Annotated in this window: 23 protein-coding genes; 9 read left to right on the forward strand and 14 right to left on the reverse strand. The window is 44.3% G+C overall.

All coding sequences use genetic code 11. From position 1 onward, the window contains the following. Nucleotides 1–125: 125 nt before the first annotated feature. Together ACHUFW_RS21540 and ACHUFW_RS21545 are read right to left on the reverse strand one after the other, a co-directional pair. Complete coding sequence (locus ACHUFW_RS21540; protein ID WP_394205999.1) at nt 126–1,262, reverse strand: HlyD family secretion protein; 1,137 nt, start codon at nt 1,260–1,262, stop codon at nt 126–128. Between the two features lie 2 nt (nt 1,263–1,264). Next, nucleotides 1,265–1,633: a DUF3302 domain-containing protein gene (locus ACHUFW_RS21545; RefSeq protein WP_394206034.1), complete on the reverse strand. Its 369-nt coding sequence runs from the start codon at nt 1,631–1,633 to the stop codon at nt 1,265–1,267. Between the two features lie 272 nt (nt 1,634–1,905). On the opposite strand from ACHUFW_RS21545, the gene purT reads away from it, so the two are divergent. Then, nucleotides 1,906–3,081, forward strand: coding sequence for a formate-dependent phosphoribosylglycinamide formyltransferase (purT, locus tag ACHUFW_RS21550; protein ID WP_394206001.1), 1,176 nt, complete (start codon nt 1,906–1,908; stop codon nt 3,079–3,081). Nucleotides 3,082–3,204: 123 nt separating this feature from the next. Here the strand turns inward: purT and ACHUFW_RS21555 are convergent, their stop codons facing one another. The 5 genes from ACHUFW_RS21555 to ACHUFW_RS21575 are packed head-to-tail and all read right to left on the reverse strand — an operon-like array spanning nt 3,205 to nt 7,320. Beyond that, nucleotides 3,205–4,158: a D-2-hydroxyacid dehydrogenase gene (locus tag ACHUFW_RS21555; protein WP_394206035.1), complete on the reverse strand. Its 954-nt coding sequence runs from the start codon at nt 4,156–4,158 to the stop codon at nt 3,205–3,207. 15 nt (nt 4,159–4,173) lie between these two features. Beyond that, nucleotides 4,174–4,791: an outer membrane beta-barrel protein gene (locus tag ACHUFW_RS21560; protein WP_394206003.1), complete on the reverse strand. Its 618-nt coding sequence runs from the start codon at nt 4,789–4,791 to the stop codon at nt 4,174–4,176. Nucleotides 4,792–4,825: 34 nt separating this feature from the next. Further along, entirely contained in the window at nt 4,826–5,602 is a 777-nt protein-coding gene (gene djlA / locus ACHUFW_RS21565; RefSeq protein WP_394206005.1) for a co-chaperone DjlA, read from the reverse strand. Between the two features lie 15 nt (nt 5,603–5,617). Then, the gene (gene murU / locus ACHUFW_RS21570; RefSeq protein ID WP_394206007.1) at nt 5,618–6,319 is read right to left on the reverse strand and encodes an N-acetylmuramate alpha-1-phosphate uridylyltransferase MurU; all 702 of its coding nucleotides are present in this window, start codon (nt 6,317–6,319) and stop codon (nt 5,618–5,620) included. Next, a complete protein-coding gene (locus ACHUFW_RS21575; RefSeq protein WP_394206009.1) occupies nt 6,316–7,320 on the reverse strand; it encodes an aminoglycoside phosphotransferase family protein in 1,005 nt (334 codons plus the stop codon). The genes murU and ACHUFW_RS21575 overlap by 4 nt, the downstream gene beginning before the upstream one ends. Nucleotides 7,321–7,479: 159 nt before the next feature. Between ACHUFW_RS21575 and lptD the strand changes: the two genes are divergently transcribed. The 7 genes from lptD (at nt 7,480) to ACHUFW_RS21610 (ending at nt 16,450) form a co-directional block, all read left to right on the forward strand. Continuing rightward, nucleotides 7,480–9,801, forward strand: coding sequence for an LPS assembly protein LptD (lptD, locus tag ACHUFW_RS21580; RefSeq protein WP_394206011.1), 2,322 nt, complete (start codon nt 7,480–7,482; stop codon nt 9,799–9,801). A gap of 124 nt (nt 9,802–9,925) precedes the next feature. Further along, a complete protein-coding gene (gene surA, locus ACHUFW_RS21585) occupies nt 9,926–11,230 on the forward strand; it encodes a peptidylprolyl isomerase SurA (protein ID WP_394206013.1) in 1,305 nt (434 codons plus the stop codon). Nucleotides 11,231–11,235: 5 nt separating this feature from the next. Continuing rightward, on the forward strand, nt 11,236–12,234 hold the full coding sequence (gene pdxA / locus ACHUFW_RS21590) for a 4-hydroxythreonine-4-phosphate dehydrogenase PdxA (protein WP_394206014.1): 999 nt from the start codon (nt 11,236–11,238) through the stop codon (nt 12,232–12,234). Further along, on the forward strand, nt 12,234–13,037 hold the full coding sequence (rsmA, locus tag ACHUFW_RS21595) for a 16S rRNA (adenine(1518)-N(6)/adenine(1519)-N(6))-dimethyltransferase RsmA (RefSeq protein ID WP_394206016.1): 804 nt from the start codon (nt 12,234–12,236) through the stop codon (nt 13,035–13,037). The genes pdxA and rsmA overlap by 1 nt, the downstream gene beginning before the upstream one ends. A 52-nt stretch (nt 13,038–13,089) precedes the next feature. Beyond that, nucleotides 13,090–13,470, forward strand: coding sequence for a Co2+/Mg2+ efflux protein ApaG (gene apaG, locus ACHUFW_RS21600; RefSeq protein WP_394206018.1), 381 nt, complete (start codon nt 13,090–13,092; stop codon nt 13,468–13,470). A 32-nt stretch (nt 13,471–13,502) separates the two neighbouring features. Beyond that, a complete protein-coding gene (locus ACHUFW_RS21605; RefSeq protein ID WP_394206019.1) occupies nt 13,503–14,327 on the forward strand; it encodes a symmetrical bis(5'-nucleosyl)-tetraphosphatase in 825 nt (274 codons plus the stop codon). A gap of 98 nt (nt 14,328–14,425) precedes the next feature. After that, complete coding sequence (locus tag ACHUFW_RS21610) at nt 14,426–16,450, forward strand: methyl-accepting chemotaxis protein (protein WP_394206020.1); 2,025 nt, start codon at nt 14,426–14,428, stop codon at nt 16,448–16,450. Between the two features lie 81 nt (nt 16,451–16,531). Here the strand turns inward: ACHUFW_RS21610 and ACHUFW_RS21615 are convergent, their stop codons facing one another. The 7 genes from ACHUFW_RS21615 to rplU all read right to left on the reverse strand — a co-directional run bounded on the left by ACHUFW_RS21615 (nt 16,532) and on the right by rplU (nt 20,764). Next, entirely contained in the window at nt 16,532–16,918 is a 387-nt protein-coding gene (locus ACHUFW_RS21615; protein ID WP_394206022.1) for a DUF3718 domain-containing protein, read from the reverse strand. 99 nt (nt 16,919–17,017) lie between these two features. Beyond that, nucleotides 17,018–17,500 carry a type 3 dihydrofolate reductase gene (gene folA / locus ACHUFW_RS21620; protein WP_394206023.1) on the reverse strand — a complete coding sequence of 161 codons (483 nt, stop codon included), beginning with the start codon at nt 17,498–17,500 and terminating at the stop codon, nt 17,018–17,020. Between the two features lie 46 nt (nt 17,501–17,546). Next, nucleotides 17,547–18,017 (reverse strand): threonine/serine exporter family protein, encoded by a 471-nt coding sequence (locus ACHUFW_RS21625; protein ID WP_394206025.1) that lies wholly within the window; start codon nt 18,015–18,017, stop codon nt 17,547–17,549. Then, nucleotides 18,017–18,775, reverse strand: coding sequence for a threonine/serine exporter family protein (locus ACHUFW_RS21630; RefSeq protein WP_394206026.1), 759 nt, complete (start codon nt 18,773–18,775; stop codon nt 18,017–18,019). Before ACHUFW_RS21630 ends, ACHUFW_RS21625 begins: the two co-directional genes overlap by 1 nt. A 32-nt stretch (nt 18,776–18,807) precedes the next feature. Beyond that, nucleotides 18,808–19,965: an Obg family GTPase CgtA gene (gene cgtA, locus ACHUFW_RS21635; RefSeq protein ID WP_394206028.1), complete on the reverse strand. Its 1,158-nt coding sequence runs from the start codon at nt 19,963–19,965 to the stop codon at nt 18,808–18,810. A gap of 217 nt (nt 19,966–20,182) precedes the next feature. Beyond that, on the reverse strand, nt 20,183–20,437 hold the full coding sequence (gene rpmA / locus ACHUFW_RS21640; RefSeq protein ID WP_394206030.1) for a 50S ribosomal protein L27: 255 nt from the start codon (nt 20,435–20,437) through the stop codon (nt 20,183–20,185). A 15-nt stretch (nt 20,438–20,452) separates the two neighbouring features. Further along, the gene (gene rplU, locus ACHUFW_RS21645) at nt 20,453–20,764 is read right to left on the reverse strand and encodes a 50S ribosomal protein L21 (RefSeq protein WP_028772565.1); all 312 of its coding nucleotides are present in this window, start codon (nt 20,762–20,764) and stop codon (nt 20,453–20,455) included. 273 nt (nt 20,765–21,037) lie between these two features. On the opposite strand from rplU, the gene ispB reads away from it, so the two are divergent. Continuing rightward, complete coding sequence (ispB, locus tag ACHUFW_RS21650) at nt 21,038–22,009, forward strand: octaprenyl diphosphate synthase (protein ID WP_394206032.1); 972 nt, start codon at nt 21,038–21,040, stop codon at nt 22,007–22,009. Nucleotides 22,010–22,116 lie beyond the last annotated feature (107 nt).

Here is a 22,116-nt window from a genome sequence, read left to right on the forward strand (position 1 = left end):
AGTTCGCTTAACTATTGATTTCATAACACTCTCCAAAAAAGGTTTGAAAAGTGTCAACGTTATTTAGGACGGGTCATAGACATCAAAAAAAGAGGCTTTACGCCTCTTTTTTAATCAACGATAAATTAATGGAACAAGTAGTTTAACCAGCCCTGCATTCTTAAAATCACCCGCCTCATCACCGCCACATGAGCAAAGTGCTCGGTATAAATAGCAGCTTGACCAGCAACACCGGCAGGAAAGCGTGTCTTCATATCATCGGCTTCAAGGTCAATAAGCACAATAGAGCGGCCTCGGGGCATTAATGCCATACCCGATACCAATAGGCCTCGAGATTGCATTTCACCTTCAGCCATTGCCGGTAAGATAGTCGCCACTTTGCCCTTAAACACTTCTCCAGGAGCGGCATCTAAAATGATTTCTGCCTCATCACCCTCTTTCAATCTTAATAACGAGTTTTGCCAAAATGCACCAGCAAAGTAACGCTCTTCATCAGGAATGAAACTTACTAAAGAGCGCAAAGGCATTGGCACTGCAATAATGCCTGGGCGCAATAGCATTTGGGTAACCATGCCATCTGTTGGTGCTCGCACTACAGTCTGCTCTAAATCGAACAGTGCCTTATCCAGTTCAGCACGAATACCTGCAACCTTAGTATTAACACCATCAACATTGGACTCATAAGCTAATCTTGCACGCAGCTCTTGTGCTTGCGCTGCAGACAAAGCAGCTTCAGAGCCTAAATACAACTGACGTTTGTTATCCAGTTCAAGCTCTGTAAATGGAGAATTTGCGCCACCACGTTTACGGCCTTTCTCATAGCGTTCAAAAGCCGATTTAGTTCTGTCTCTATCCGCGACCGCTCGCTCAACACTCGCCAAAGCCGTTTGCCATTGCGCTTCTAACTGCGGTACCTCTAGCTCTGCTGCTGCCAAGCCTGCACGCTTCTGCTGCACAATAGCTTCAAATGGGCGTGGGTCAATACGAAATAACACATCACCTTTTTTAAGAGGCACATTGGGCTCAACTTCAACCTCAGTGACAATTCCCCGCACCGCTGGGTTAATTGGTACAGTGACAAAAATCTCTTTCGCAAAAGGTGTATAAGGGTGGTTATAGTTCATCAGTAGCACTAATGCGCCAACAATAAACACACCACCTAAAATCGCCGTCGGCACCGTCCACTTATTAAGCGGGATTTTAAATATTTTAAATACTGCAATACAGATAGCCGCATAAGTCAGAATAAGTAGTAAATCCATGTTTATTTATCTCCCGACTCGTTAACGTTCTTTGCTGCAGAACCGTTTAATTCAGCGACCTGTTGTTGCAATTGCTCAACCGTCTTAGTGAGCTTCTTAACGTCATCTTCGAGTTCAATCTCTCGTTTAGCTACGTCATCAAACCCCCAGCCACGATCTTCACGGTATAAGGTCGCCCAAATCCACAAAAATGGCCATATCGCATGCAAGGTAAATAAACTAATCCACCCTGCTACATGCAACGCATCCTGTTGAGGATGATTACGTTTTTTGGCAATTTCATAGGGGATATCATGAATAACGATAATTCCGTAAAAAATGAAAATAGCCACAAAAAATAGCACGCCTAACGCAAAGTAATCTAAGAACACCATTCGCTCCTTAACAGTCCCCATCGCAATCCTGCGACTTTTGCTGGCTTTGTTTTGTAAATTAAGGATTAACGCCTCAATCAACATCTTCCCAACATTTTAGTAGCAAATCCAGCAATTTTTCAGTGGATTAAACATCAGTTTGGTGATCTATCACACACTGTCAATTTTGAAACACACACTAGCGCTAGCTTCAAGCTATGATAGCTCGCTATTGCTGGCTAAGCCGCTGACAATCAATTTAATAACAATTAACCGACAAGGTACCCAACATGATAGGCACTCCAAACTCTTCAAATGCCACCCGCGCAATGTTGCTCGGCTGTGGAGAATTAGGCAAAGAAGTCGCCATAGAACTTCAGCGTATGGGCGTTGAAGTGATTGGCGTTGATCGATACCCTAATGCCCCTGCAATGCAAGTGGCTCATCGCAGTCATGTGATCAATATGCTAGATGCCAATGCCCTGCGCGAGGTCATTGAAGCGGAAAAGCCTCACTATGTGATCCCCGAGATTGAGGCGATCGCAACCCAAACATTAGTGGAAATGGAAGCTGAAGGCGTCAATGTGGTGCCAACAGCTAAGGCAACTCAACTGACCATGGACAGGGAGGGAATTCGACGTCTAGCGGCAGAAACATTGGGGATTCCAACCTCACCTTACTTCTTCTGTGATACTGAGCAAGAGTTTGAACAAGCGGTTACCAACATTGGCATGCCTTGTGTGGTTAAACCGGTAATGAGCTCGTCTGGAAAAGGACAAAGCGTTATTCGCGAGCAAGCAGATGTTGCTTCAGCTTGGCAATACGCTCAGGAAGGTGGACGCGCAGGACAAGGAAGAGTCATCGTCGAAGGTTTTATCAAATTTGACTACGAAATTACTCTACTAACTGTCAGTGCAGTGAATGGAATCCATTTCTGTGATGCCATCGGTCATCGCCAAGAAGACGGCGACTATAGAGAATCTTGGCAGCCACAAGCCATGTCAGCGACGGTGCTAGAAAAGTCGCAAGCGATAGGTAAAAAAGTGGTTGAAGCACTCGGCGGCTATGGTTTATTTGGTGTCGAGCTGTTTATTAAAGGTGACGAAGTCTATTTCTCAGAAGTCTCACCTCGCCCTCACGATACTGGGCTAGTAACCTTGATAAGCCAAGATCTTTCTGAGTTTGCTTTGCATGTCCGCGCTATTTTAGGATTGCCAATAGCCAATATTAAGCAACATGGTCCTTCAGCATCTGCCGTGATTCTAGCGGAAGGTACTTCCAACAACATCGGCTTTGAAGGTGTTGAAAAAGCCCTTGAGCAAGCCAATACCCAGGTGAGATTATTTGGTAAACCAGATATTGATGGTCGTCGCCGTTTAGGCGTGGCGTTAGCTCGCCAAACCAGCATTGACAGTGCGATCAGTGATGCCGTTAACGCTGCCGGTACGGTTAAGGTTAAGTTGTAACACCGTGACACCAGCCACTACAATGTCGTTTAGTGGCTGGATGACTACAATGCATAGAGAAGTGAAGAAAAGAGAAGAGAAGTGAAGACAAATAAAGATAAGTTAGGTAAAAAGACTTGTCAGTTAATTCACTTGATTACGAATTTTGCCAGCTTTAAAGCTGGCAAAATTTTCCACAGCAATCGCCATTAGACTTTCTCTCGCTTCTTTCGTGGCCCAGGCATTATGCGGGGTTATGCTAATATTTTTTGCTGTTAACAACGGATTATCAGCACTTGGCGGCTCAGTTGACAATACGTCAATACCTGCACCAGAAATCTGTTTATCTTGCAAGGCAATCGCCAATGCTGATTCATCAACCAAACCCCCTCGGGCCGTATTAATAAGCAGTGCAGATGCTTTCATTAAACCTAAATGGTGCCGATTAATGATACCTGCCGTTTGCGGTGTCAGCGGGCAATGCAAAGACAAGATGTCACTATCGCTAAATAGCTCAGTCAAGCTGCACCAGGTTACTCCAGTGGGCAAACTTCGCTTAACGCTTGGAGTATGGACAAGCACTTGCATGTTAAATGCAGTGGCAATACGCGCCACTTGCTGAGCGATAGCGCCATAACCCAGTAAGCCTAGCGTTTTTCCCTTTAAAGAGGTGAGCTGCGACAAGGTAAAACAAAAATCCGCTGCTTGTTGCCACTTCCCGTCAATAACCGCTTGATGATGGGACGCAACTCGTTGGGTATGGGTCAATATATGGGCAAACACCATTTGTGCCACCGCATCTGGCGCATAAGCTGGTACATTGGTTACCACGATATTTTGCTGTGTAGCCGCCTCAATATCGACAACGTTAGTCCCTGTAGCCAACACCCCAATGTATTTAAGCTTAGGCAAGCGCTCAAGCAGAGCCTTATCCAAAACCGTTTTATTGGTGAGGATAGCAACCGCATCTTTTGCACGCTCATAACGTAACTCATCAGCGGTACGATCAAATACAGTCAACTCTGCTATGTCAGCAAAACCCTGCCAGCTAATATCACCGGGATTTAATGTAAACCCGTCTAACACCACAAGTTGCATCACTAAGCTCCGCGATTAGAAGGTGAATTTAATCCCGGCATTCGCTTGTCCTTGCCACATGGTTTCAGCATCGATGGTCCACTTACAAAAGCCATCACTACAGAATAGGCTGCTATCACTGCTCATAAAGGTACCGTAGCCCCGAACATCGGCAAATAGGGCAACCGATGGGGCGATAGCATATTCAATGCCGCCGCCAAAACCAATGGAAAAACGTGACTCATTGCTGTATTGCCCAGCTGGACTCATATGGGTCAAACCTAAGCTTGCAGTAACATACGGTTTAAAATCACCGTTAGGGAAAAACAGCGTACCGCCAACATGAAAGTAGTCCACAGTAATATCAGTCACCACTTGATCGCTGAAGTTGCCGCCAGAGCGTAAGTCGGAATCTTGGCGACTATATAAAAAATAAATATTACCCGGATCTTTGGTGTTAAAACCTAACATCACCCCATAATTGGCAGACTCAGAAACCTTTAACGTACCACTATCTTCAGTATCAACTTCTACAACATCGAGTTCACTCGCTGCAAAGCTATAACCGCCAAAAGGCGCTACAAACAGCTCGGCGCTTTGAGCTTGACTGGTCACAAGTGCCGCCAAAGCCACTGCCAAATAAGTTTTGTTCATATGCTGTCCCTATAGTGTGATAAATAACTAACTATTAACGCATTCCTCTTTCCTGCTTAACTCTATCATAAGCTGTTTGAATGTCTTGTGCTTTCGTTTTGGCTAATTCCATCATCTCTGCTGGCAACCCTTTGGCGACCAACTTGTCCGGGTGGTGTTCATTCATTAACTTGCGATAAGCTCGCTTGATCTGCTGATCTGAACTGGCTTCATCAACACCCAGTACATTGTACGCATCTTCAATAGATGTCTGCTGGCTACCGCTTTGATGAAAACTAAACTCAGCCTGCCAGCGTTTAAGTAGTGCATCTAATTGCCCAGCGGTAAACCCTAGCTCTTTGGCGATCAAGTTAAGGACACTGCGCTCTTTTGCATCGAGTTGAGCATCAGATAATGCCGTCTGAATCTGAATTTCGAGGAACATTTGTAAAAGCTCTTTACGCCCCATTGATAACAGACGAAAGGTTTTCAAGCACGCCTGCAAATCAAAGTCACTGGCTTTGCCTTCATTAAATGCCTTTTGTGCTTCTTTTCGCGCATCACCATTTAGCTGCATTTGATCCATCAACATGCTCGCCATTCTGATGTCGTTCTCAGTCACCCTACCTGAAGCTTTAGCAACATGGCCCATAACCGCAAAAGTGGTGTTAAAAAATAGCGATTGCCTATCACTGCCTTTGCCAACTATCCCTTCGAGTTCGGCACGTTTTTTATCATACAGATGCCCAAGCCATAACCCGATTACCGCGCCAATAATCTTACCAAACATAAAACCGATGGCAGCGCCAAAAAACTTGCCCCAAATACGCATGTTATACCTTAATAATTAAACTTTATTTCCGAGCTTAGCAGCTAGGCGCCGCTCAACCTCTTCAAGCCTTGCTAATGTGCCCACATCACACCAATACCCTTGATACACATTACCCACCACCGCCTGCTGAGCTATTTTCTGTTTTAATAAAGGCCCTAACGGCGCCGCTTTTTCTACCAGATCATCAAATAAACTTGGCAGATAAATTGCCATGCCCGAGAAGGTATATTGCTGCTGACCAGAAAGTAGAACTTGTGAGCCTTGTAACGCAAAATCGCCAGCTAAATTATGCTGAGGATTTTCAACCAACCAAAGATGTGCTTGATTCCCAGCTAATAGTGCGCTGGCTCCTTGTTGGACAAGCTCTGCATCAATAGGTAACTGGTCAACGTAGATATCGCCATTGATCACAAAAAATGGGGCATCGCCCAGTAATGGTAACGCCTGCTTAATACCGCCTGCGGTTTCAAGCGCTGTGCGCTCTTGACTGAAATGCAGATCAACTCCCCAACGCGAACCATCGCCTAAATGGTCGACAATTTTATCGCCTAACCACGCATGATTGATCACAATATCTTTGATACCGATGGCTGCGAGCTTTTCTATGTGATACTCAATCAGTGGTTTACCATGCACCGGTACTAATGGTTTAGGTATTGAGTCGGTAAGCGGGCGCAAACGCTCCCCACGCCCTGCGGCTAAAATCATCGCTTTCATGCTACTGCCTCAAACTGATTTTGCACCTTTTCAATGAGCCAATCTCTCAGCGCATGCAATTCTGGATATGTGGCGGCCACATCAACGATATACTGTAAAGTCATCGGGATATCGGCCATATAGGCTGGCTTACTGTCCCGGTAGTTTAAGCGACAAAAGATACCTGCGGCTTTTAAATGACGTTGAATACCCATTAGGTCAAACCAGCGGCGATATTGCGCAAAACTGACATCGGCTGTGATTAACTCGCGTTGGATGAGTAAATCGTAATGGCGGCGCATCATCAATGCTAACGTGGCATCACTGCAGCGAATATAGCAATCACGTAGTAAAGAAACTGCATCGTAAGTCACAGGGCCAATCACCGCATCTTGAAAATCAATCACAGCTAACGCGTCGTCTTTTATCATGATGTTGCGACTATGGTAATCACGATGCATACCGCCCTGAGGCTGCGCCATGGCATTATCGGTCAAACTTTTAAACGCATCATCTAACATGCGTGTTTCTGACGCCGATAACGACATGTTGAGATGTTTGCCTAACAACCACTCTGAAAAAATCGCCAGCTCTTTCATCACAAATTGGGCATCATAAGTTGGTAACGGTTGCTGTGCACTGACCGTCACCGCAAAAACGGAGCCCAGTAAATCAATCGCCCGAGCATAATAGTCGACCATGGTGTTTTCATTGAGGCAGGACAGCAGTTGCACATCGCCTAAATCGCTCAGCAACAGGAAACCTTGCTCAATATTTTGCTCAATAACCTGGGGCACCAAAATGCCCTGCTCTTGGTAAGCCTTTGCTAAATCAATAAATGGCTGCACCGGTATCAATTCGGGTGGTGAATCCATAGCGATATAACAACTCGTTGGTAATTGCACCCGAAAATAGCGACGAAAACTTGCGTCACCTGAAATCAGCTTTATTTGAAAATCTGTACACAATCTAGTCGCCAACCAGTCTTTTAGGGCAATAAATCTTAGATCAGACAAGGGCACCTCATGGCTCTTAGGTAAAAATTGCTTTATTATAATGCAAAATGGAAACGGCAATAGTCTGGTATTGTACCGACTTTTGCAGCAGTTGCAGATAATAATGGATGCGACGTTTCTCTCCAGTGACTTGTCTAGACTAAGAAATCTAAAAATAATTTAAAGATGCAAATCCGATATTTATTGGCTATCAGCCTTTTCCCTCAATTAGTCTTGGCAAACGAGACGGCCGAATTAGCGCCGACGGATCAATGTATTGTAGAGCCGCCTGTTAAGCGTTACACCACAACGCCACAACAAGACACACCACTAAATCTGCAACAAATTAAGATTATTTCTGATAGTTCATCAGCCAAAATGGGCGACAAAGCGCGCTTTAATGGCGATGTGTCCTTCTCTCAGGGAAGTCGCCATATTGCGGCCGATACCGCAGTGCTCGATCAAGCAGAAGAACGCCTCGATGCCAACGGTAATCTCGTGTTTCAAGACAGCATGTTTACTGTTACTGCTGATTCGTTGATTGCCCAAATGCGAACCAACAGCGCCACATTAAGTGGCGCTCAATATTGGATGCACGGCCAACAAATTCACGGTGAAGCAGAGAAACTTGAAATTACCCCCGACAATAATTTGCACCTAAGTAATACTAATTTCACCACCTGTCCACCCGGTGATACTTCATGGCTACTTGAGGCTGAGCGGATTAAAATTGATAGCACTGAAGAGTGGGGAGAGCTATGGGATGCCAAACTAAAAATTGGCAATGTACCTGTTTTTTATATCCCGTATATGACAATCCCAGTGTCGGAAAAACGTAAATCGGGCTTTCTTTTTCCAACCATTAGCACCAGCACCACAAATGGTGTCGAACTTGCGACCCCTTATTATTGGAACATTGCACCTGAATATGACTTAACTTTTACGCCTCACTATATGTCGGCGAGAGGGTTATTTTTAAAGTCTGATTTCCGCTATTTGGCAGGTGACGATCAAGCTGGTCGTTTAAATGTCGAATATCTAGGTAGCGACGGCATGCTTGAAAGTAAAAAAGATCGCTATCTTTATCACTGGGAACATCAAGGCGCCATCAATAAAAACTGGCGAGTGTTAGCCAATTACACTGACGTTTCAGATAACAACTACTTCAACGATTTGAATTCAGATGTTAACCGCGCCACTGACAACCAATTATCTCGTATTGGTGAAATCGCCTATTTTGAATCGAACTGGGATGTCAGCGCACGGGTGCAAGATATTAAAGTGCTTGGTGAAGACGAAAAGCCTTATCAGGTGATGCCGCAAATCAACTTTAACTATCGCTCACCAAATCTGTGGCATGGTTTGGACTTTGACTTTACCAGTGAAGCCACTAATTTTGCCCATACAGAAAACCAATATGCAACGGCAACACGGTTGCATTTAGAGCCTAGTGTATCGCTACCAATTCATGGGCCTGCTGGCTCGTTTACCAGTGAGTTAAAGTTACTGCAGACCAATTATTGGCAGCAGCAGAATGGTTACCAAGGGACTGATGAGCTAGACAGTAGTGTTAACCGAACACTGCCGCAGGTCAGATTACATGGTCAGATAAATTTCGAACGTTTTACCAATCTTTTTGAGCAAAACTATCGTCAAACTCTTGAGCCGCAGTTTCAATATTTATACGTAGGCTACAAAGACCAATCCAACATTGGTATTTACGATACTGCGCAATTACAAGAAGATTATCATGGACTATTCCGTGAGCGCCGCTTTTCAGGACTTGATCGTATCGCAGACGCTAACCAAATGACGCTAGGTTTAACCACCCGTTTATTTGATGAACAAAATCGTGAGAAATTCAAGTTCAGTATTGGTCAAATCTATTACTTTGAAGACAGTGAAGTGGGCATTGGTGACTTCAACTTCCAAGGTACCAATTACACCCAAGAAGCTACTTCAAACTCGGTGTTAGCTGCAGAACTCAATACTCAGATTTATAATGACTGGTTTATAGGCGGAGCAATCCAGTACGATACTAAGCTCAGTGAAAATAAGAAAAGTGAAATCACCTTAGATTTTCGCCCGAGTGCCAACAAGCTAATTCAATTTAGCTATCGTTATGTACCCGACCTAGTGAATAGTAATACCAATGAATCAGTCAACATCAGCCAAACTGGTATGCGGGCTGCGTGGCCACTAACCGATAGTTTATATCTTGTTGGTAATTGGTATTATGATCTTAATGAAAGTAGAGCCGTAGAAACCTATACTGGATTTCAATATGAGTCCTGTTGTTGGGCAGTGAGATTAAGTTATCACTACCGAATTAAAACCAACTATGATGACGACCTAAGTGATACGATAGAAAATCGCGAGCTATTTGAAAGCGGTGTATATCTTAACTTCGTCATTAAAGGTTTAGGTGGTTCTGGTCCGCTGGGCGTCGGTGATATGCTAAATGATGGCTTGTTTAACTATCGAAAACCGCTCTATCTAAAGAATTAATATGAGCAAATCAGTACATTTGTGCTGAACCAAGATACGGACTGAGAGTCCAATGTATCAACATGAATTAATTTGCCGATACGAAATATGCGTATCAGCCCCATAAAACCAAGGATTTTTGTGGATGAGACCCTGTAAAAAACTGATTATCGCTTTTTTAGCACTTGCTATGAGCCACACAAGCTTAGCCGCTGAGAACTCATTAGATCGCGTATCTGTACAGATCAATGAAGGCATTGTACTGGAAAGTGAAATCGTCAACATGATTAAAACCGTTAAAGCCAACGCAAAAGCTGCAGGGCAAGCTCTGCCTTCTGATGCAGCTTTACGTACACAGGTTATTGAACGCCTCATCATGACTCGTCTACAAATGCAAACAGCCGATCGCATGGGCCTGCATATTGGTGATCTTCAACTGGACCAAACGATTGAAAACATCGCAAAAGAACAAAAAGTCACTGTGGCGCAGATGCAGCAGCAAGTTGAGGCTGATGGCATGAGCTGGGGACAATACCGTGAGCAACTACGTGAAGAAATCACTTTAGGTGAAATCCAACGTATTCAAGTTCAACGTCGTATACAAGTTTCTGCTCAAGAAATTAATAACCTAGTTCAAATGATCCAAGAACAAGGCATGCAACAGGTTGAATATCAAATCGGCCATATCCTCATTGAAGTGCCAAGTAATCCAAATAGTGAGCAGCTTGAAAACTCAAGTAAACGTGCTGATGCCGTATTGAAAAGATTGAACAATGATGCAGATTTTAAACAAACTGCTATCGCTTCTTCAGCCGGCCCTAAAGCGCTTGAGGGTGGTGTTTGGGATTACATGAATATCAATGAAATGCCGACCCTATTCGCCGAAGTCATGGTTGGTGCCAAAACCAATGATATTATTGGCCCAATCCGTAGCGGTGCAGGCTTCCATATCATCAAAGTTTTAGATGCTCGCGGTTTACAAACCCAAGAAATTGACGAAGTACGTTCGCGTCACATTCTGATTAAACCATCACCTATTTTATCTGAAGAACGAGCTAAAGCGATGCTAGATAGCTTTGTGACGCAGCTGCGCGCAGGCGATGCTGATTTTGCAGCTCTAGCCCGCCAATACTCTGAAGACCCAGGTTCAGCGACGAAAGGCGGCGAATTAGGTTGGGCAGAGCCAACAGCTTACGTGCCCGCTTTTGCACAAACTTTGGACGCATTAGAGATTGATGAAATTAGCGAACCGTTTCGCTCGAGCCACGGCTGGCACATCGTTCAATTAGAAGAACGACGTAAAACAGACGCCACGGATAAAGTAAACACCAACCGGGCTCACCAGTTGATCTTCCGCCGTAAATTCAACGAAGAGTTACAAAACTGGTTAGATGAAATGCGTTCAGAAGCCTATATCGAAGTGTTCGATGAGAATTTTAATCGAGGTTAAAAATATTGACGACCAAACGAATCGCTATTACGCCGGGTGAACCCGCCGGCGTAGGCCCGGATTTAGTCATCCAACTTGCTCAGCAGTCTTGGCCTGCTGAGCTTGTTGTTTGTGCCGATCCCGAATTATTAAGCTCTCGAGCCAAACAACTCGGCTTATCGCTATCGCTTAGACCCTATCAACCGGGGCAAGCGCCAAAAGCTCAAGAAGCAGGTACGCTCACCATCGCGCCTTTTTCATTGATGACGGAAGCACAATGCGGCAAATTAAATGAGCAAAATAGCGCTTATGTAGTTGAAACACTGCGTTATGCTGGCGAAAAAAATATGAACGGTGAATTTGATGCCGTCGTAACGGGCCCGGTTCACAAAGGTATTATCAATCAAGCAGGTATTCCTTTTAGTGGTCATACAGAGTTTTTTGCTAACCAAGCAAACTGCCAAGATGTCGTGATGATGTTGGCAGCACCAGGCCTGCAAGTTGCACTGGTAACAACTCATATTCCGTTGGCATATGTGTCAAAAGCCATTACACGCGATCGCTTGCATCAAATTATTAAAATTTTGCATACCGATCTGGTGAATAAATTTGCGATTCCCTCGCCTAAAATATACGTATGTGGCTTAAATCCCCATGCTGGTGAAGATGGTCATTTAGGTAGAGAAGAGATAGATACCATCATTCCTGCACTCAACGAATTGCGAGAATTAGGTATGGAAATAGTTGGGCCACTACCAGCAGACACCCTATTTCAACCCAAATATTTAGAAGATGCAGATGTGGTATTAGCCATGTATCACGATCAAGGCTTACCCGTACTCAAATCACAAGGTTTTGGTAACTCGGTGAATATCACCTTAGGCTTACCCTATATTCGAACCTCAGTTGACCACGGTACTGCACTAGAACTAGCAGGCACAGGAGATGCTGATATCGGCAGTTTTGTCTGCGCATTGAACAAAGCCATAGAGTTGGCAAAGACAAACGAGTCACAAGATAACTAATGAGTAATAAAGTCCATTTAGGCCACACCGCCAGAAAACGTTTTGGCCAGAACTTTTTAACCGACACAAACGTCATCAACCGCATTGTCGGCGCGATTTCGCCAGACAATGACCATGTCATGGTTGAAATTGGCCCAGGGTTAGCTGCACTGACAGAGCCTGTCGCTGAAAGCATCGATAAGCTTACTGTGGTTGAGCTTGATAAAGATCTAGTTGAACGATTGAAAGTGCACCCGACCTTAAAGGATAAGCTGGAAATCCATCAAGGTGATGCACTGCAGTTTGACTTCAGCCAGCTAATTAAAGATGACAAACAACTCAAGGTGTTTGGTAACCTACCATATAACATTTCAACCCCGTTGATGTTCCACCTTTTTGAATTTGCAGACCACATTGAAAACATGCATTTCATGTTGCAAAAAGAGGTGGTATTACGCCTATCTGCAGCGCCAGGCACTAAAGCCTATGGAAGATTGACAGTGATGGCGCAATACTTCTGCCAAGTAATGCCGGTTTTAGAGGTGCCGCCTGGGTGCTTTACTCCACCACCCAAAGTTGATTCTGCGGTAGTGAGATTAGTCCCTTATAAAGATAAACCCTACCCGTGTAGTGATGTGGATGTGCTAAGACATTTATGTACAACCGCGTTTAATATGCGTCGTAAAACGCTGCGTAATAATCTCAAGCATATGCTCTCTGACGATGACTTTATTCAACTCGGCATTGATTCTAGCAAAAGGCCTGAACAAATCACCGTTGAGCAATATGTTGCCATGGCCAACTTATACGCAAGCAAAGCATAATTAACTTCACCATCGGCAAGCTAACCCTTGCCGAGCCTTGTTAGGATTTTCCATGACTGAACTAGAATCCTCAATCCGTATTGAGGTAAAAACCCAATACATTGAAGAGCAATCAGCTCCTGATGAAGAGCGTTACTTATTTAGTTATACCATCACCATTATCAACTTAGGTGACAAGCCAGCGACCTTAAAAACCCGGTGTTGGAGCATAACTGATGCCAATGGTCACCACAGTGAAGTACAAGGCGCTGGAGTTGTTGGCGAAACACCAACCATCGAGCCAGATGCCGCCTATCAATACACCAGTGGCACAGTTGCTGAAACACCACTTGCCATAATGCAAGGTTATTATGGTATGGAGTTAGAAGATGGCACTGAATTTAAAGCGGTGATCCCAGCATTTCGCCTCTCGATGCCAGGCTTGTTGCACTAACGTCGATGCTACTTATGGAAAACTAGGACACTATGGCCACCTATTTTGTTGGAGATATTCAAGGCTGCTTTGATGAGCTCATCGCCGTATTAGCAAAAGTTGATTTTAACGCCTCAAAAGATGAACTATGGGCCGTTGGTGATTTAGTTGCTCGAGGTCCAGGTTCTTTACAAACACTGCAGTATTTGCACGACTTAGGTGACTCTGCCAAAGTGGTATTAGGCAATCATGACCTTCACCTCATGGCTGTTTACAATGGCATTAAGCGGGCAAATCCCAAAGATAATCTGCAACAACTTCTTACTGCTCCTAATATCACAACCTTAATAGACTGGTTAAGATTACAACCTCTATATCGTTATGATGCACAAAGTCAGCTCATAATGAGCCATGCAGGTGTTCCTCCCCATTGGGATCTCGCCAAACTACAACAACAAGCCAATAGCGTCAGCCAAGTCTTACAATCCAAGGACTACTTACAACAGCTAATCGTGCACATGTATGGTGACGCAATTGATCATGACCAAGGCGACTTATCTGAGCTATCCCAGCATATTTACTGTATCAACGCCTTAACTCGAATGCGCTACTTGCATCAAGATGGTCGACTCGATTTTGCCTGTAAAACGCCACCGAGCGACGTTAATGACCCGAGGTTAACACCATGGTTTGAACACCCAAGTTTAACTCACCCTAAATTTACTTTGGTTTTCGGGCACTGGGCTGCACTGATGGGCAAAGTTCAACAGCCAGGTCTTCAAGCTTTAGACACAGGTTGCTGCTGGGGAGAGCATTTAACACTGTGGCACAAGGAAGCAGATCAAAAAATTACCCAAAAAAGGTTAAAAAAGAGTTAAACTACTGACTGACATGGCCGATATATAAGCTAGCCGTTCGAGCCCTGAAATATAAAGCTTTTTTGTTAGGGATATAAAAATTACAACCGGAGTGCCCTATGAAATTAAATGTAGCCACTAGAGTCATTGGTGGGTTTAGCGTGGTGACATTATTGCTAATCGCCCTTGGCGCAGCATCAATGTTTACCAACAGTAACATTAAAAATAGCACTATCGTGCTAAAAGAGCTGAGTCTCCCAGCACTTGAAGCCAGCAACAGTCTGATATCAAGTATCTCTCAACAGGAAAAGCAGCTACTCACCGCTTTTCATAGCACTCAATCATCTCAGCTACCCTCTATCGAAAGCACCTTTAATCGTCACGGCAACAAATTCACCGCAGAGCTTAATAATTTAAAGTCTATCGTCAGTGGCCAAGCGGGCGACATTTCGGGAACAATTAATAAGGTTAATCAAAGCTATCAGCAGTTTAGTGCCAATAGTTTGAAAATGATGCAAACCCGAGAAAACTCACTTGTCACCCAAGAAAAGCTTGCAACAAAACTCGAAGATTTAGAATTAGTCGCTGACGATGCGGCCTCTTTATTACTCGATCTTATCGATCTAGAACTCAGCGAAAATATCACTGAACAAGAGATTGCTGCCACGGCAAGCAACATTGATAACAGCCTAAGTGGTGTGGTTAGCAGCACCATTGATCTGGTCAATGCAGAGGATAAGTCTAAGTACCAGACCATTGCCAAAGAACTTGAGTACATCTTAAATGAAGTAAAAGGCAAGCTCGATTATATGACTCGTCATGCTGAAGGCACCGTTGATGCAGGCATGTTAGAAGACATTAACAACGAAGCTTCAGCAGTGTTAGCTATGCTAAATGGCAGTAACTCAATTCAAAACATGAAAGGACGTCAATTAGATTTCGACGCTTCTGCAACCAACATGTTGAACCAAGTTGCTAAAGATGTGGCTAATGTTAGTAGCAACATGGAAACCCTAACCCGCTCTATTGAACGAGTATCGACTCAAATAAGCGACGCAGCCATTGCCGACATTGATAGCGCCAGCTTCAACACATTGGCATTGGTACTGGTTGCCATTATCGTGGCGATTATCGTCAGCATTGCTGTGGTACGTCCATTAACTCGCTCATTAGATAAAGTGAATAATGCACTTAATGTGCTTGCATCAGGCAACTTAACCCATAAGCTTGACGATAGCGGCCATGATGAATTTGCCGAACTGTCTCGTAACTGTAACCGTTTAGTCGATAGTCTACGAACCCTAATTCAAGGGATTTTAGATAGATCGAATCAACTGGCGGCAGCCGCAGAACAAACTTCTGCTATCACAGCGCAAACGACTGCCGGTATTCAAGAGCAAAAGAGTCAGGTTGATCAAGTTGCCACTGCAACAACACAGCTCAGTTCGTCAGCTGAGCAGGTTACCGGTAGTGCCGATGATGCCTTACACCAAATCAAACAAGCTGACGATGAAGCTCTGCATATGCGCGCCATAGCTGATGAGAATAAACGTACTATTTTGGCACTTGCCGATGAAGTTGCTAAAGCTGGCACCGTGATCAATAAAGTACACTCTGACAGTGCTTCTATTGGCTCTATTTTGGATGTTATCCGAGGTATTGCAGAACAGACTAACCTGCTAGCACTAAACGCTGCAATTGAAGCAGCAAGGGCGGGTGAACAAGGTCGTGGTTTTGCCGTGGTGGCTGATGAAGTTCGCAGCCTCGCATCGCGAACGCAAGATTCGACCCAAGAGATTCAACAGATGATTGAGGTGCTTCAGCAAGGCACACAGGAAGCAGTGTCGGTCATGGAATTAGGCCGTAATCAAGCTAGCTCTTGCGTTGATAAGACAGAACAAGCTAACGCGGCATTAGAAAGTATTAGTGAAGCTGTTCATCAAGCTCATGACTCTGGTACTCATATTGCTCATGCTGCACAAGAACAGAACTTAGTGAGCCAGCAAGTTTCAGAAAAACTGGAGCATATTGCCGCTATATCCGAAGAAACAGCAACAGGCGCAGAACAAACTGCCCAGTCAAGCCAACAAGTAGCGCAACTTGCAGAAGAGCTTCAAGCATCTGTTGGTGAGTTTAAGATCTAATCAAAACCATGATAGTTGCAACACCAATAAAAATGCCGAGCTTAGCTCGGCAATTTTAGTTATTAGTTCGGTATTGCAGTCTTAGTTACCGATACGCTCTTTAATCGCAGTTGCGGTTGCGCTACCACCAAAGCCATTTGCTTCAGCCCACTGTGCAATAGTGCTGCCATCAGCTTCAGCAGTTTTTAGATCAGCAACAGACAAGCGCTTAGCAACAAATGTTCCAACATCATTGGCATTGCTTTTCATCGCTGCTCTTAAAATGCTATCACCACTACAAGATACGCCAGAATAGATATTACGTAACTTAACGCGATTTTCTTTTAGTTTTTTACGTAAACGGTTTTTATCATCCGCTTGTACATAGTTACAGATATTCGCCGCGAGTTGATCGTTAGCTTGTGCCGCTGGCATTGAAACGGCTGAAGCCGCTATAATCGCAGCAATCGTCGTAGGTAACAGACGCATCTGATACTCCTTAGTCATTATTGTTTTTATCAAGTGAAGTTTTGCTACTCAGGTATCATCGCCCCACTTACCACGATGGAACAAATTCACTACCATAATTTAACACTTTTTTACCAAGTTGATAAAGGAATATTGCAGCCCACTAGCACTAATTGCCGATTCTTCACTGACTTTCTGCCAACTGCCATCATCCCACACTGGAAAATGGGTATCACCATCAACATCTAAGTCAATTTCTGTTAAGTATAGCTTATCTGCGCGAGACAACATCATTTGATAAAGTTGGCCACCGCCCATAATAATCAACTCTTCACAATTACCTGCTATTTCAATCGCCTGCTCAATTGAGGTTACGCAGCTCACACCTTCTATTACTAAGTCAGCTTGGCGAGAGACGACAATATTATGTCGTCCTGGTAAGGGGCGGCCAATAGATTCATAAGTCTTACGTCCCATCACAATGGGTTTTGCCATTGTCATCGCCTTAAAGTGCTTTAAGTCTTCAGGTAAATGCCATGGCATTTGATTGTCTTTGCCGATAACGCGGTTATTTGCCATTGCAGCAATCATAGCAATCTTCATTGTTCTTCCTTAATTTAACGCTTAGCTTATCATTATTGTTATAACATCAGACTACAGGCCTGGTTCGATAATACAGCAAGTTTGGCAACGCTAGACCCACGGCTAACGCACCCAGAATAAATACGGTTTTTAAGCCATTACTGACAACACTATCAAGCAACTCTGTAGTGATCGCTGGCAACGTAGACAACTGCACTAGCGCTATCACAGTATTAAAAGCATAAGTGCCTGGCACCATTGGGATGATGGCGGCAACCGCATACATAAGAGGCGGCGCTAAGTGACGTTTTGCAAATTGAATGGTCAGTAAGCTCACAAGCGCAGCGGCAATAAACGTTGACCATTCTATAGGTAGATTAAAGTGCATCAATAGTGTTCTGCAACTGTGTCCTAGCGCGCCGGCTAAAGCACAGTAACCAAGATAACGCCGAGGTACATTAAACACCATAGCAAAGCCAACGGCAGGAATAGCGGAGAAAATCGCATCGTTAAGTAGAGTAGAGAATAAAACACTCATTACAATAGCCCACCGAGTTGCATTGCCATAGTGATCCCAACCACTGACGCCATGGTTAATAAAGTGGCATGCCCCCACCTTGCGATGCCAACATTCAAATGCCCTTTCACCATATCAGAAATAGCATTGATCATCGGGAAGCCTGGCACTAGCATTAGCACACTGGCAGCCATAGGTAACTTAGGTGTGGCAGTGATATCAATGTGATAACCAAGTTGAGCAATAGCAACAGTAATAAACGCCGTTATCGCAAAATTCACCAGCAGATTCACATGGTGCTTAGCAATGAATAAACGCACCAACATCCCCACAGAGCTGGCAATAAACGTCAGCAAAATCGCGGTAATATCGCCGCCAAATAGGTGACAAAAACTGGCACAGGAAAGGCCTATCATGGGAACTAAAAAACGCTTAGGATAGCTTCTAGGCTCTATGCGATTAACCCGCTTGCGCACCTCTGAAAGGCCATATAACCCTTTCTCGGTTAACAAACAAATCCGCTGTAGCTCACATACGATGGTCATATTAATGCCGTGTTCACGAATGCGTCTGGTGGTGGTGATACAGCGACCGTGTACTAAACTGGTGAGAACAAGAGAGTTGGAAGAAATGGACAGCTCAACGCTGCCGAGTCCAAGAGCAAGCCCTAGGCGCTGACTGATCTCTTCAACAAGTTCAGAATCAGCACCGTAGGCGAGTAGTAACTGCGCCACCCGAACCACTTGCCGGGTGATATCATTTTGACTATCAGCGTACACAATGCCCTCAAGTTAATGCCACCGCTGATAAATTATCGCTGATAAATGATCTCAACATCATAGTCGTCATCATCGAAGTCATCGTCGTCCAAATCATCATCGTACTCTTCATTAATTGAGTCTTTATGATAGTTGTCCCACTTGAATTCTACTTCAGCGTCAGCATCAGCGACTTCTTCTTCTGGTAACGACTCAATAAAGTCAACTAACTTCAAAGTCAGTGCTTCGGTTCCTTCGCGATTATAGGCAGATATAGTGTAAACATCGCCCTGCCAATCTAGCGCCTGCACAATACGCTCAACACGCTCTTGAAGCTCTTCTTCTAACAGTAGATCTGTTTTGTTGAATACTAACCAACGCGGCTTACTGGCCAGTTTAGGAGAGTGTTTTTCTAATTCGCCAACAATCGCACGTGCGGCATCAACCGGATCGCTACCATCAATCGGATCGATATCTAAAATATGCAGCAGCACACGGCAGCGCTCCAGGTGCTTAAGGAAGCGAATCCCCAAACCCGCACCTTCCGCAGCACCTTCAATCAAACCTGGGATATCAGCAATCACAAAGCTTTGACCGTGGCGAGGTGTAACTACACCTAAGTTGGGCACTAAGGTAGTAAATGGATAATCGGCAACCTTAGGCTTAGCTCTAGATACGGCACGGATAAAGGTAGATTTACCCGCATTTGGCATGCCGAGTAATCCCACATCCGCTAGTAGCATCAGCTCTAATTTAAGACTACGAACTTCGCCTGGTGTACCAAGCGTTTTTTGTCTAGGTGCGCGGTTGGTACTGCTCTTAAAACGGGTATTGCCTAGGCCGTGGAAGCCACCTTTAGCCACCAACAACTTCTGACCATGAGTAGTCAAGTCACCTAGAGATTCAGCGGTTTCTTCATCAACAGCTCGAGTTCCCACAGGGACTTTTAAGATCAAATCTTTACCGCCGTGCCCGGTACAATCGCGACCGCGGCCATTCTCACCGCGCTCAGCTCGATGGAAGCGCTCAAAGCGATAATCAATCAGTGTATTGAGGTTTTCATCAGCTTGTAAATAAACGCTGCCACCGTCACCACCGTCGCCACCATCCGGGCCACCATCTGGAACATATTTCTCGCGTCTAAAACTGACACAACCACTACCGCCATCACCAGCTTCTACTCTGATAATTGCTTCATCGACAAACTTCATAACCACTCCTGACACCACAGAATAGAGAAATTATATCTGCTATCTATTCGGGTCGCCAAAAAAACAATGTTCTTTACACTGCTGGATAATCAGTCGTCATTCAGCAGTCACATGCAATGTAGGTATCAGCATACTTACATTGATTTTAGTTTCTATAGAAACAATAAAGCCCCGCCAAAGGCAGGGCTCTATTTATAATCGTTTGCTTGCGCTCAGATTAAGATTCGATGCTAATGAACTTACGGTTCTTAGGACCTTTAACTTCGAACTTAACTTTACCGTCAGTCAAAGCGAATAGAGTATGGTCACGACCAATACCTACGTTAGTACCAGCGTGGAACTTAGTACCACGTTGACGAACAATGATGTTACCAGCAAGAACTGATTCACCACCGAAACGCTTTACACCAAGACGTTTGCTTTCTGAATCGCGGCCGTTACGAGTAGAACCGCCAGCTTTTTTATGTGCCATGAGTTAGACTCCTAATTAAGCGTTGATAGCTGTAATTTTAACTTCGGTGAACCACTGACGGTGGCCCATTTTCTTTTCGTGGTGCTTACGACGGTTAAACTTCTGGATAGTTACCTTTTCGCCACGACCGTGGTTGATAACTTCAGCGATAACCTTACCACCTTCAACTAAAGGTGCACCTACGTGTACAGTTTCACCATCAGCAACCAATAGAACTTGGTCAAATTCGATAGTTTCACCTGTAGCAACTTCTAATTTTTCTAGACGTACAGTATGGCCTGCAGCAACACGGTGTTGCTTACCACCACTTTGAAAAACAGCGTACATAGCTATTTTACTCCGATATTTCTAACACGCAGACTTTTTTGTTTAAGCTGGGTGCTATAAAAGCTTTAATGACAATGGTCGCGGAGTTTACGCTAACTAGAGCGGCCTGACAAGTCCTAATTCACTTTGATCAAAAAAAGATCGGAATTACTCCCACATTGACTCACAAATACTGTCTTGCTGCGCATTTTTAGGTAGAATCGCAATATTATAACATTTTTGCATTAACTTGGATGCGACCTTTTTAACGTATCCTAACGGTAGAGCCTAAATATGGATTTGAATGCCATTCGTCAGTTAGCCGAAAACGACATGAAAAATGTCGACAAGCTAATCTATAAACAACTTGAATCTGATGTTGCCCTAATTAACCAATTAGGATTTTACATTATCAACGGCGGTGGCAAGCGTATGCGGCCTTTGCTATCAATACTGGCTGCCCGCGCAATCGACTATCAAGGCGAAGCTCATTTAAAGCTTGCTGCAATCATCGAGTTTATCCATACCGCCTCGCTATTGCATGATGATGTTGTTGACGAGTCCATGCTACGACGCGGCCGCGAAACTGCCAATGCATTATTTGGTAACAGCGCAAGCGTGCTTGTTGGTGACTTCCTCTATACACGTTCATTCCAAATGATGACCGAACTAGGCAGTATGCAAGTACTAGAGGTTTTAGCAGACGCGACCAATATATTAGCTGAAGGCGAAGTACTTCAGCTAATGAACTGTAATGACCCTGACACCACAGAAGAAAGTTATATGCGGGTCATTTACTGTAAAACGGCCAAGCTATTTGAAGCCGCTACACGATTAGCAGGTGTGCTTGCCGATAGCCCAGTTGATGTTCAAAATGCCCTTGCTGATTACGGTAAGTACCTAGGCACCGCATTCCAATTAACCGATGACTTGCTCGACTACACGGCTGATGCAGAAGAGCTAGGCAAAAATATTGGTGATGACCTTGCAGAAGGAAAGCCCACTTTACCGCTTATCTATGCCATCGCTAATGGTAATGAAACCGAAAGCAAGCTGATCCGTGAAGCGATTGAGCAAGGTGATGGTACTGAGCATATCGAAACCATTATGACAACTCTGCAGAGTTGTGGCGCACTTGCTTATACAGAAAAACGTGCAATAGAAGAGTCAGAGAAAGCGATAGCGGCCCTTGCACCACTGCCGGAGAGTGATTATAAGCAAGCGTTAATTTCGCTAGCGGAAATCGCTGCTGCTCGCAGTCACTAATCAATCTAGCCTATTGTCCCTACTATAAAGGGTGACTAGTCCTGAAATAGGTTGACACTTTTTCAGTTTAAAACGCTCGATGAACTTCATCGGGCGTTTTGTATTTT

Source organism: Shewanella waksmanii (assembly GCF_043643685.1).
Lineage (GTDB): Bacteria > Pseudomonadota > Gammaproteobacteria > Enterobacterales > Shewanellaceae > Shewanella > Shewanella waksmanii_A.

What these genes read in the sequence shown, in the direction of transcription:
- ACHUFW_RS21555 (WP_394206035.1), bottom strand. Translation starts at nt 4,158, where the DNA reads ATGCAACTTGTGGTGTTAGACGGGTTTACATTAAATCCCGGTGATATT.
- ACHUFW_RS21615 (WP_394206022.1), bottom strand. Translation starts at nt 16,918, where the DNA reads ATGCGTCTGTTACCTACGACGATTGCTGCGATTATAGCGGCTTCAGCC.
- cgtA (WP_394206028.1), bottom strand. Translation starts at nt 19,965, where the DNA reads ATGAAGTTTGTCGATGAAGCAATTATCAGAGTAGAAGCTGGTGATGGC.
- ispB (WP_394206032.1), top strand. Translation starts at nt 21,038, where the DNA reads ATGGATTTGAATGCCATTCGTCAGTTAGCCGAAAACGACATGAAAAAT.
- purT (WP_394206001.1), top strand. Translation starts at nt 1,906, where the DNA reads ATGATAGGCACTCCAAACTCTTCAAATGCCACCCGCGCAATGTTGCTC.
- ACHUFW_RS21610 (WP_394206020.1), top strand. Translation starts at nt 14,426, where the DNA reads ATGAAATTAAATGTAGCCACTAGAGTCATTGGTGGGTTTAGCGTGGTG.
- murU (WP_394206007.1), bottom strand. Translation starts at nt 6,319, where the DNA reads ATGAAAGCGATGATTTTAGCCGCAGGGCGTGGGGAGCGTTTGCGCCCG.
- ACHUFW_RS21540 (WP_394205999.1), bottom strand. Translation starts at nt 1,262, where the DNA reads ATGGATTTACTACTTATTCTGACTTATGCGGCTATCTGTATTGCAGTA.
- ACHUFW_RS21605 (WP_394206019.1), top strand. Translation starts at nt 13,503, where the DNA reads ATGGCCACCTATTTTGTTGGAGATATTCAAGGCTGCTTTGATGAGCTC.
- surA (WP_394206013.1), top strand. Translation starts at nt 9,926, where the DNA reads ATGAGACCCTGTAAAAAACTGATTATCGCTTTTTTAGCACTTGCTATG.
- apaG (WP_394206018.1), top strand. Translation starts at nt 13,090, where the DNA reads ATGACTGAACTAGAATCCTCAATCCGTATTGAGGTAAAAACCCAATAC.
- djlA (WP_394206005.1), bottom strand. Translation starts at nt 5,602, where the DNA reads ATGCGTATTTGGGGCAAGTTTTTTGGCGCTGCCATCGGTTTTATGTTT.
- rplU (WP_028772565.1), bottom strand. Translation starts at nt 20,764, where the DNA reads ATGTACGCTGTTTTTCAAAGTGGTGGTAAGCAACACCGTGTTGCTGCA.
- rsmA (WP_394206016.1), top strand. Translation starts at nt 12,234, where the DNA reads ATGAGTAATAAAGTCCATTTAGGCCACACCGCCAGAAAACGTTTTGGC.
- folA (WP_394206023.1), bottom strand. Translation starts at nt 17,500, where the DNA reads ATGAAGATTGCTATGATTGCTGCAATGGCAAATAACCGCGTTATCGGC.
- rpmA (WP_394206030.1), bottom strand. Translation starts at nt 20,437, where the DNA reads ATGGCACATAAAAAAGCTGGCGGTTCTACTCGTAACGGCCGCGATTCA.
- ACHUFW_RS21560 (WP_394206003.1), bottom strand. Translation starts at nt 4,791, where the DNA reads ATGAACAAAACTTATTTGGCAGTGGCTTTGGCGGCACTTGTGACCAGT.
- ACHUFW_RS21625 (WP_394206025.1), bottom strand. Translation starts at nt 18,017, where the DNA reads ATGAGTGTTTTATTCTCTACTCTACTTAACGATGCGATTTTCTCCGCT.
- lptD (WP_394206011.1), top strand. Translation starts at nt 7,480, where the DNA reads ATGCAAATCCGATATTTATTGGCTATCAGCCTTTTCCCTCAATTAGTC.